The sequence below is a fragment of the Syntrophorhabdales bacterium genome (assembly GCA_035541455.1).
Taxonomy (GTDB): Bacteria; Desulfobacterota; Syntrophorhabdia; order Syntrophorhabdales; family WCHB1-27; genus JADGQN01.
Window position 1 is genome coordinate 1 of sequence record DATKNH010000009.1, and the last position, 9,410, is coordinate 9,410.

Here is a 9,410-nt window from a genome sequence, read left to right on the forward strand (position 1 = left end):
AACATCTTAACAGGAGGATAACGCCCATGCTTAAGAAGCAGTATAGCAGACAGGTCCAGAAACGCAAGAGGATCGGGAACCGTACCCTGGTAGTAGGCATCGACATTGGCAGCGCGTTCAACGCGGCCTGTTTCATGGACAAAGAAGGGAACGTGCTCCCTCCGTTGCTTACGATAGGATTGCCTTTGAAGTTGCGATCTGAGCTATACCTGACTCTCCGTACAGAGGCGAAAAGGAAAAGCAATCATTGCGAGCCACGCTGCTGGCTTTGTTCTCAGCGCTTTAGTCAAACAAACACGACTTCACCACTACCAGATGAAATGTGCGAGCGCACGAGAAAATCACGTTTTCACACTTTCGGTTATGCTCGGGAAGTGGATTGCGTGATGCACCTCCATAGACGCTGGCGAGAAGATTTTCTTAAGTAAGAAATTACCACTGAAATCCGCGCAAGGGCAGAGCCGCTTCTGACTCTACCCTTGCCAGACGTGCCACGCAACCTGCGAAGTTACTCCTGTGTGTCGAAAAGCTTCTTCTCTAGGGTCTTTCCACCTTAATCGCAAAAGCCTCAGTCACCCGCAACACCACTTCGTCACCCACCTTCACTTCGTTCAACCGCTTCACCCGCTTATCCACCGGGTACGTTCTGACGTTGCCCTCAGGCCCTTTAAGGGTGACCGTGCGCTTCTTGTAGTCAATGCCTTCCACGGTGGCCGTTATCTCGGTCGTCTTTGTCATGGTGGCATGAGGCATGTCTCCCTTCGGTGCTACTTTGACCGACTCTACCGCTGCAGCAGCAGGTTTCTCAGTCGACTTTCTCACCCAGATGGCGACCGACTGGGCGTAGGTAGTCTTTACCAGGTCCCCTACCTTCATCTGGTCGAAGTTCCTTACCTCCGGCCCGCAGGTGATCGTCTGCATTGTGCCATCAGGGTATTTGAGGGTCACTTTGCGCGTCGCAGCGTCAATCGCGTCTATAGTGGCTGTTACTGTGGCCGTCCCTGCTACAACCGCTCCCGGCCTACCTGCGGCCTCCTTCGGCGCTGCTTTCATCTCCGCGCTTACTGCAGCCTTTTGCTCCTGTGCCGCTGCAACCTGCGCAAAGGCGACCACGAGCATCACCGCCAGAACTACCGATACCGCTTTTTTCATATACTACCTCCTCCTGATTTGGATTGAATGGCCTTTATGGCACAGCATACTCAGTGCGAAACCTATGTATCAACCCATGCATTGTCAAGCGAGAAGCGGGGACCTTTCAGGATTTCTTTTCAAGAACCGCCTGAGACCCGAGCCGATTAGACTCTGCCACCGAGAGTAATGAAACATTGCCAGTTCTACTCATGCACGAATTGAAACCATCGCGATATACACGTTACAGGAAAGACAATGCGCTGAAGCGCTTCTCAACCAAATTCCAAAACCGATGAGTCTACCATAGGAATGTCGGTGCACGCTTTCCGAAAGTGAAGTCGTCGAATAAGAGCTTCCCTGGCTTCTCCGCCATTCCTGCACAGACGTGCAGCGGTAGTAAGTGCTCTTCGCGTGGATGGCAGTAGCGTACAGAGGGCGCCCGTTCCCAATCAGCCAATTGTTGCTCGCGTGCATGCTGTTGCATCAGCATCTATCTTGCTGGGCATGCCTCACGATTCCCGGGAGGTTTCAAAACGGCTTACTGCTCACTGCCGACTTGCCGCTATCTATTGTATTTCACAAGTGCAGCTCTAGTACGTCTTTGTCCTGCAACACGAAATCTTTGCTTACCATCATACCATCGGACTGAGCATGCCTCCATAACTTTGCGTAGCGAAATTTTGCCACAAAATCCTTGTGGACTTTTACCGCCAGGTCGAGAGTGGTGCTTCCTTTCTTGAGAACGAACGGAGCGTCGAAATCGGGCTTTTTACCTGGCAGCTTTGAATAGACTCTGATGACCCCCAGCTTCTCAAATAACTTCTGATTCAGAATATGAAGGTTCATGTCCTGCGTCACTGAGACAGGGATGATCTCACCCGGCGATGGCGATTTTTTTTCGAACTCTTTAAGTGAACCGGTGAACTCGGTCAGATCCGCCTTCGTCACAACAATAAGTAGCGCGCTCGCAGTGTCAATGTACGGAAGCTGGCTCTTGATCTCCTCAAAAACGAGCTCGTACTCTGTTTCCAGTGCTTCCGAGAGGGCTACTACCGCAACGATGGCGTCCGCTTTCCTCAGCATATTGCCGAACCACATGCTCTGGCTCTCGTCCCCCAGGGCCGGTGTGTCTACGAGTTGTATCCATATATCCTGGTAGCGCATCATCCTGGTCTGGAGGATGCGCGTGGTGTAGGGATAGTCTGCGACCTCAAGAGGTTCTCCTGAAAGGGCCCCCACGACCGCAGATTTTCCACTGTTGGGGAAGCCGATGAAGAGCACCTGGCCGGCCCCCTCCTTTTTGACGTTGTAGAGCAAATCGATCTTTCTCTGGGCTTGCGGTCTTCTCTCTTTTTCTTCTTTCAGCTTGGAAATCCTGGAGCGGAGCTGCGCTATGAGATGGTCGGTGCCTTTATGGTGAGGAATAATTGCCAGCATCCTCTCGATGATGGCTATTTTGTCATCGGGATTCTTAGCGTCGCGCAGTCTCTTCTCTTCTTCGTAGTAGGTGGGCGGAAGATTAGCAGGCATGCTGAAAACCCGTGAGCCGCAAGCAGTGAGCAATGAGCAGCGAAGAAGTGAGAGTGAGCAGTAAGCAGTGAACAGCAGGCAGTAACTGAATCAGGTGACTACCGTTAAGATGTGCTTTCATTGCCTGTCGTGTACTGATGTTTCGAGACTGCTCGCTACTCACTGCTTACTTACTTTTGTTACCATGTGCAAACTGCTTACGGCTCACTGCTTACTTTTCGCCAGGAAATACTCTGGCGAAAATGGTGTCCACATGTGCGAAGTAGTGCTCGTCCGAGGTGATCTTCTTAATTTCGTCCTCTGAAAGATGAGCCTTGAGCTCCGCATCGCCGAGAAGAGCAGAGACAAAATCGGTTTTGTTCTCGTAACAGTCCATTGCTATGCGCTGGGTGATCTTGTAGGCCTCCTGCCGCGTGAGGCCTTTCCTGACAAGGCTCAGCATCACGGCTTCAGAATGGTAGAGACCCTTGGTGATGCCCAGATTACGCTTCATGTTCTCAGGGTAGACGACGAGAGTTCTGTAAAGGTTGGTGAGTCTGTTCAGCATATAATCGAGCAGGATGGTACCGTCCGGAGCGATCACTCTTTCCACCGAAGAATGACTGATATCTCTCTCGTGCCAGAGAGGTATATTCTCAAGCGCTGCCACCGCATAACCGCGGAGCAGCCTCGCGAGGCCGGAGAGATTCTCAGACCCGATGGGGTTCCGTTTGTGAGGCATGGCAGACGAACCCGTCTGGCCTTTAGTGAATTGCTCCTCCGCCTCGCTCACCTCAGTGCGTTGAAGGTGGCGGATTTCAGTGGCAAACTTTTCCACAGAGGAGCCGATGATTGCGAGTGTTGTAAAGAACTCGGCGTAATAATCCCGTGGTACGATCTGTGTTGAGATGGGGCAGGGCCTGAGGCCGAGCTTGCTGCAGACGTACGTTTCAACGGACGGCGGAACGTGGGCATAGGTGCCGACAGCGCCCGAGATCTTTGCGAAAACAATGCGTCCGCGCGCGGCCTTGAGGCGCTCATGGTTTCTCCTCATTTCATCATAAAAATGAGCCATCTTGAGTCCGAACGTCACCGGTTCTGCGTGAATGCCGTGGGTTCTGCCAATCATGGGCACGGTCTTGTACTGAAAAGCTTTGTCCTTGAGAACATTCATCAGATTCACAATGTCTTCCAGAAGGAGATCGGATGCTTCTTTCAGGAGACAGGAAAAGGAGGTGTCGAGTATGTCAGAGGAAGTCACCCCCATGTGTACCCATTTCGAAGCGGGACCGATCGACTCTGAAAGGGCCTGAATAAAGGCCACGACATCATGTTTTGTTTCCTGCTCTATCTCCTGTACCCTTTTCACATCAAAACGGGCCTTCGTCTTTATGGTCTCCAGATCATTCGCAGGTATGAGACCCAATTGGCCGTAGGCTTCGCATATACCGATCTCTATATCGAGCCATTTGGCAAGTTTGTTCTCTTCTGTCCAGATGCGGGCCATCTTTTCTCGCGTGTATCTCTCTATCATCGAATCCTCTCTTCGCTCAGGCCTTCAGCTGTCAGCCATCAGCTTTGCAGCTTTATAAACTACTCAACGACTCAACTGTCTTATCTTATCCAAGCCCATCAGCACTGTCAATCCTGAACATGAACGCGTGCCAGCCATTCACCCCGGCCTTTCTGGCGAGGGTGTGCTGCAAGAACAGAGCGAGTAGGCGGTCCCGATATTGATCCTCGATGCCCGATACGAGAAGCAAGCCGCTATTCGCCACACGACTGACGAGAGCCTTATAATGTTTCGAAACCGTTTCGTAGTCCAGGTTGGCGAGTACAACGTCGAAGCGGCCTCTCAGGCTCGCGAGATCCGTGCACGCCAGGGCAATGTTGTTCAGATCATTCAGGGCGGAATTGTGTTTTGCTGCATCGACTGCAAGCGGGTCTCTATCGATAGCTGTCACAAATGCGCCCTTCTGCGCTGCGCGTATAGCAAGGATTCCTGAACCGCAGCCAACATCCAGAACCTTTATTTGCTTGAGGTCGATTTGGTTCATCATGCGCAGCATCAATTTGGTCGATTCATGTCTGCCAGTGCCGAAGGCCATGCCGGGATCGATAATGAGTACATCTCCAGCCCTTCCATGTTTCTGCCAGGGAGCGAGAATTGTAACGCCGCTTATAGTGATGGGCCTGAAGTACTTCTTTGTGAGGGTGACGTAATCCTGCAGTTCCTCCTTGACGATGCTTCTTTTTGCGAACCGCAGTCCTGATTCACGGATGTGGCGGAGAAATGACTTCAACTGCTTCGGATAGCATCTGATACACACCTGTTCAATTGTCTCCTCGATCCAGACTCCACCGCATTCATCAAAAATAAATTCAGGCAGAATTTCCTCTACGCCTTTTTCGGCAACGAGATCGACACGCACTACGTATTTTGTCCCCGGTGGTTTCACGAGAGAATACCCTGTGCCTGGGTTATTTGCGGCCGGCCTGCGGCCCGGTTATGCGTGCGGATGGATTGTGCTTCCTGTTTTCGAGAAGTCGTAGCCCACAAAGTTCTTTGCATAGCGCATCATTTTGCCTTGATCAAAGCGCTCAAGGAAACTCTCTACAGGTGCAGCTTGGCCATATGCTTCCGAGACGATGAGATCGAACCGCTCTCTAAAGAGAGGGACGAAATGCAGATTGAGCATGTGGGCTATATAGCGGATACCAAACGCAGCATCGGCCTCTCCTCTCAGCACTGCCAATCCTGCCTGTAAGTGCGACTCCACCTCGTCGGCATAACCCTTGATGTGCCCGGGATCAATGTCCTTCTCGTGGAGCAAGAAGTCCAGAAGAAGTCGTGTCCCCGTACCCTGGTTCCTGTTGATAAAGCGTACACGCTTAGACGCGATATCTTCGAGCGAACGTATTTTCTTAGGGTTATCCGGGGCAAGGTAGATGCCCTGCTCTCTCAGGTAGAGGTGTATCACCTTGTAGCGCTGGTGGCTCAAATAGCGTTCCATGTATCCGGTGTTATACTCTTTTTTCTCAACATCAAGGATGTGTACGCACGCAAGATTTGCTGCACCGCTCCGCAAGAGTTTAAGCCCGTTCATGCTGCCGACCGGTGCATAGAAAATGGTGCTCGACTCTTCCTTGTTGTACGTGTCGATTACGCGCCTGATAAGAGGATCGTCGCTTCCAGCGATGTAGAGATGTTTCTCTCTCTCGGTATTCTCTGCAATCCAGGCATCGATGAGTTCTTTGGCAAAAGCTATTTTGCCGCCAATTTTTGTGTGGGGCAGGGTGGATGATCTGACAAGCTGATAAATCTTTTTTTCGTTAATTTTAAGATATCTGGATAGCTCTTTGGCTGAAAGGATCTCCACGACGGAAGTATACAGAAGTCGGCATGCTTTTTCAATCAAACGGGTTGTGCACAGGGCCAATCAAGATGTCTCGAAAAGCAGTATTGTGGTATTTTGGGTATTATTGGTTATATTGTGAGGTTAAAGGCCGCAAAGTGTAAGCATTTAGCTTGAATTATCGGCCGGGGCAAGGTATGCTTTTTCTTCTAATCCGGTTGCATTCTGGCTGATCCACATTTAATCACCGAGGAGGTATTCGTGAGAAGCTGGCTGGTTCTTTTGTTGATGTTGATAGTGTGTACGTGTGCAATGTCAGGCATAACCCGCGCCGAGACGCAGAAGTTTATTCTTCTGAGTAGCACCATAGGTCCCATTGATGCAGGCATTGTTGAGGTACTCGAGAATGGTTTTGAAAAAGAGACTGGCATCAGGGTCAGACACGTGGGTGCGGGCACAGGAGCAGCTCTCGACATTGCAAAGCAGGGTAACGTAGACCTCGTGATGGTGCATGCGAAATCACTCGAGGAGAAATTTGTCGCCGAAGGCTTTGGTACAGAACGTATTGACCTCATGTACAACGACTTTGTCATCATGGGGCCGGCGAACGATCCCGCCGGTATCAAGGGGATGACCTCGGCGACAGATGCGCTCAGGAGGATTTCGGAAAAAGGTGCGCTCTTCATTTCCCGCGGCGACAAGTCGGGCACGCATGTGGCGGAAATGGAGTTGTGGCAGAAAGCCGGAATCAAGCCGAGTGGTTCCTGGTATCAGGTGTACGAAAAGGGATCTCTGGGAAACGCTCCGACGCTTCGCTACGCTGACGAAAAGGGGGCGTATACGGTCATGGATAGGGCGACATACCTTACTCTTCAGAAACAGATCAAACTCGCCGTGCTTGTTGAAAAGGACGAAGCGCTTCTGAATTACATCAGTCTCATTCCTGTCAATCCTAAAAAATTTCCGAAGGTGAATTACGAGGACACGATGACTTTCGTGAAGTGGTTGACGTCTCCTGAGAAGGGGCAGCTTCTCATTCGGGATTTTGGCAAGGACAAATACGGGAGCCCTCTCTTTTTCCCCAACTCTAAGGAATGGAGAAGCGCGCAAGGTTTGAAGTGACAATGGATAGAGAATCTTATCACAGATGTACGCAGATTGCGTGATGAAAAGAGTCTTGTTTGAGAAACATTACAAGGAGGATAATCTATGAAACGGTTGGGTGAATTGTGGGTAGCATTATTCGTCACCGTCATGCTTGTCGGCGTGGCTGCGGTCGCGCCGGCGAGTGCCCAGCAGAAAAATATCATACTCGCAACAACGACGAGCACTCAGGATTCGGGGCTTCTCGATGTGCTCATACCCATGTTTGAAAAGAAGACAGGATACTTCGTGAAGACCATCGCCGTTGGTTCAGGGCAGGCTATGGCGATGGGTGAGAAAGGCGAGGCAGATGTGCTGCTCGTTCATTCGCCGGCGGCAGAGCAGAAGTTTATGGCCGGCGGCTACGGGGTGAACCGCAGACTCGTTATGCACAATGATTTTATAGTTGTCGGTCCGCCGGCAGATCCGGCAAAAATCAAGGGCACAAAGTCGGCAGCAGAGGCGTTCAAGAAAATAGCCTCAACCGATTCGCTTTTCATGTCACGAGGGGATAACTCCGGGACTAACGCCCAGGAGAAAGCCATTTGGAAAGCAGCAAATATCAATCCCGAAGGGCAGAAATGGTATCAGCAGACGGGTCTGGGAATGGGGCAGACGTTGAGTGTCGCGGCTGAAAAAAAGGCATACACGTTGACGGACAGGGGCACCTACCTGGCTATGAAGAAGCAACTGGGACTTGATATTCTATGTGAAGGGGATGCAATCCTCCTCAACATCTATCACGTCATAGAGGTCAACTCTGCCAAGTGGCCAAAGGTGAACGCTGCAGGCGGAAAGGCGTTCGCCGATTTCATGGTGTCGCCGGAGACACAGGGTGTGATAAAGACATTCGGCGTAGAAAAATTCGGTTCGCCGCTTTTCTTCCCTGACGCAGGCAAAAAGGTGGAAGAACTGGGAAAATAAGGAGGATCAAATTCTAATGTCTAATCTCTAATTTCTAAACAACGTCTAATCTCAAATGACCGAGACGGTGAGCTGTATTTCGGAAATTGAGAATTTGAAGTTTGTTTAGGATTTAGATATTGGATATTCGATATTTCACTTCGTATGGATCTCATTTTTGACGGCATAAAGAAGGCTTTCTGGCTGCTGGTCACCTTTGACCCTGAGGTGATGAGCATCACGTGGCTTTCTCTTAAGGTGTCTGGAATAGCAACCCTGGTTAGCCTGTTCCTGGGTATCTGCATCGGAAGTGTCGTTGCGCTTACGCGTTTTCCCGGAAGACGGGTAGTGGTAAGTCTCATTAATACGGGCATGGGACTTCCGCCGGTCGTGGTGGGCTTGTTTGTGAGCATTATGCTGTGGCGCAACGGGCCGTTCGGTTTTCTCGAGATACTCTACACACCTGCAGCAATGATCGTGGCCCAGGCTGTCATTGCAACGCCTATCGTTATGGGTATTACCCTTGCCGCAATGCAGCAGCTTCCGAAAAAGCTGCGGCTGCAGATACTTGCCCTCGGAGCCACCCGGCTCCAGATGGTCTGGATTCTTATCAAGGAGGCGAAACTGCCTTTGCTGGCCGCTGTGATGGCAGGGTTTGGAGGAGTGATTTCCGAGGTGGGTGCTTCGATCATGGTTGGCGGTAATATCAAAGGATATTCCCGCGTGCTCACCACTGCAACGGTGATGGAAACCAGCCGTGGAAATTTCGATGTTGCCATTGCGCTCAGCATTATCCTCCTGCTTCTCGCGTATGTAATCAACGCGATTCTTACGCACATACAGCAACGGGAACGCCCAAGGTAACACCAAGACGATACACGCATGAGTATGTCAGAACCAGTGCTTGAAGCAAAAGACCTGGTAGTCAGCCGGGGCGGTGTCACCGTTCTCGATGTCCCGTCGGTCAGCCTCACGCCTGGTGAGGTACTCGCACTGATCGGCCCTAACGGTGCGGGCAAGACTACGCTCCTGCAGGCGCTCTCCTACCTCCTAAGGCCTGTTTCAGGAGAGCTTTATTTCAACGGCGCAAAGGTAGGAGCCGACATCTCGATCCTTGACTTTCGCAGGCGCATCGCGATGGTCTTTCAGGAGGCGCTTCTGTTTGACACCAGCGTATTCCACAATGTTGCTTCGGGGCTGAAGATCCGCAACATGAAAGGCTCTGAGACCGAAGAGATAGTCGTCGAGCAGCTGGAGCGATTCGGTATCACTCACCTACGTAACAGATCGGCAAGGATGCTATCCGGCGGAGAGGCGCAGCGGGTCAGCCTTGCCCGCGCATTTGCGATACGACCCGAGATAATT

9 protein-coding genes are annotated in these 9,410 nt (G+C 51.3%); 4 read left to right on the forward strand and 5 right to left on the reverse strand.

Annotation, left to right across the window (positions count from 1 at the left end):
- Positions 1 to 537: 537 nt before the first annotated feature.
- The 5 genes from VMT71_00810 to VMT71_00830 form a co-directional block, all read right to left on the reverse strand.
- A complete protein-coding gene (locus tag VMT71_00810; GenBank protein HVN22480.1) occupies positions 538 to 1,152 on the reverse strand; it encodes a hypothetical protein in 615 nt (204 codons plus the stop codon).
- A gap of 558 nt (positions 1,153 to 1,710) precedes the next feature.
- Entirely contained in the window at positions 1,711 to 2,664 is a 954-nt protein-coding gene (locus VMT71_00815; protein HVN22481.1) for a GTPase, read from the reverse strand.
- Positions 2,665 to 2,875: 211 nt separating this feature from the next.
- The gene (gene purB, locus VMT71_00820; GenBank protein HVN22482.1) at positions 2,876 to 4,177 is read right to left on the reverse strand and encodes an adenylosuccinate lyase; all 1,302 of its coding nucleotides are present in this window, start codon (positions 4,175 to 4,177) and stop codon (positions 2,876 to 2,878) included.
- 85 nt (positions 4,178 to 4,262) lie between these two features.
- A complete protein-coding gene (locus VMT71_00825; protein HVN22483.1) occupies positions 4,263 to 5,102 on the reverse strand; it encodes a 50S ribosomal protein L11 methyltransferase in 840 nt (279 codons plus the stop codon).
- A 48-nt stretch (positions 5,103 to 5,150) separates the two neighbouring features.
- A complete protein-coding gene (locus VMT71_00830) occupies positions 5,151 to 6,023 on the reverse strand; it encodes a helix-turn-helix transcriptional regulator (protein HVN22484.1) in 873 nt (290 codons plus the stop codon).
- A 237-nt stretch (positions 6,024 to 6,260) separates the two neighbouring features.
- On the opposite strand from VMT71_00830, the gene VMT71_00835 reads away from it, so the two are divergent.
- The 4 genes from VMT71_00835 to VMT71_00850 all read left to right on the forward strand — a co-directional run.
- The gene (locus VMT71_00835; protein HVN22485.1) at positions 6,261 to 7,121 is read left to right on the forward strand and encodes a substrate-binding domain-containing protein; all 861 of its coding nucleotides are present in this window, start codon (positions 6,261 to 6,263) and stop codon (positions 7,119 to 7,121) included.
- Between the two features lie 87 nt (positions 7,122 to 7,208).
- Positions 7,209 to 8,066 carry a substrate-binding domain-containing protein gene (locus VMT71_00840; GenBank protein HVN22486.1) on the forward strand — a complete coding sequence of 286 codons (858 nt, stop codon included), beginning with the start codon at positions 7,209 to 7,211 and terminating at the stop codon, positions 8,064 to 8,066.
- Between the two features lie 144 nt (positions 8,067 to 8,210).
- The gene (locus VMT71_00845; protein ID HVN22487.1) at positions 8,211 to 8,909 is read left to right on the forward strand and encodes an ABC transporter permease; all 699 of its coding nucleotides are present in this window, start codon (positions 8,211 to 8,213) and stop codon (positions 8,907 to 8,909) included.
- A gap of 18 nt (positions 8,910 to 8,927) precedes the next feature.
- The coding region (locus tag VMT71_00850; protein ID HVN22488.1) for an ATP-binding cassette domain-containing protein at positions 8,928 to 9,410 on the forward strand (483 nt) is incomplete at its 3' end.